The sequence below is a fragment of the Ruegeria sp. AB5 genome (assembly GCF_056542645.1).
In genome coordinates this window covers 1-741 of the sequence record NZ_JBQGAE010000079.1, presented here as the reverse complement: position 1 = coordinate 741, position 741 = coordinate 1, and the positions used below count along the sequence as shown (strand labels likewise).

Genomic DNA, 741 nt, shown 5'->3' with positions numbered 1-741 from the left:
AGCAATCATCCAATCGGCGGCTGGTAGGCTGCTCAGAAGTGCCCTGGCACCCGTGTAATCACTGATCTGACCGGCAGCTATGAAGGACCGGATTGGGTGACCAGAAGCATCGGTGACGGCATGCAACTTGGTGTTCATTCCCCCTTTGGCACGCCCAATCAGGCACCAGCGCCCCTTTTTTTCAACCTCAGGCTTGAAACCGTGCAATGTGCCTTCAAATACTTGCCCAGGCCCACTCGAACGCATGGTGTTCGCCTGCTCACTACTATCATGATCGCCCTGTGATCGGAATGGTCCGAAGCCAGCCCTTCCATGATCCGTGCAAACACGCCGTTGTCGCTCTAACGTTTTCAGCAGTTGTAGAGCGTCTTGGGTGGGCCTTATACTCTCTCGGAGCATCGGACCAGCCCCGTATCGGACTAGCCGACCTTGAACTCGCTTTTCAATCGCTGCTACCGAAATTCACCTTAAACGCATGACAATTCCGTTTGCGGTTGTTGCAAAAAAATTGGCGATCACGCTGCCTTGTAATGGTTGAAAACTTCAGTGGTGCCATCCTTACCGATCAGGAAAACCGAATAGGCTTCCCGCTCACTCTCCGGCCCCATACCAGGTGAGCCATAGGGCATACCTGGCACTGTCAGCCCGACCGCATCAGGGCGTTCGGACAACAAGCGCCGGATGTCCGCCGGGGGCACATGACCTTCTATGACATAGCCCTCGAGCAAGCCCGTGTGACAG

Annotated in this window: 1 protein-coding gene and 1 pseudogene; both read right to left on the bottom strand. The window is 55.2% G+C overall.

Going from position 1 to position 741, the window contains the following annotated elements:
• Positions 1-406: pseudogene (locus ACR0L4_RS23705) on the bottom strand (transposase family protein); the annotation flags it as partial.
• A 109-nt stretch (positions 407-515) separates the two neighbouring features.
• Positions 516-741 (bottom strand): DUF411 domain-containing protein (locus ACR0L4_RS23700; RefSeq protein ID WP_480515668.1); only part of this gene is annotated, 226 nt, incomplete at its 5' end.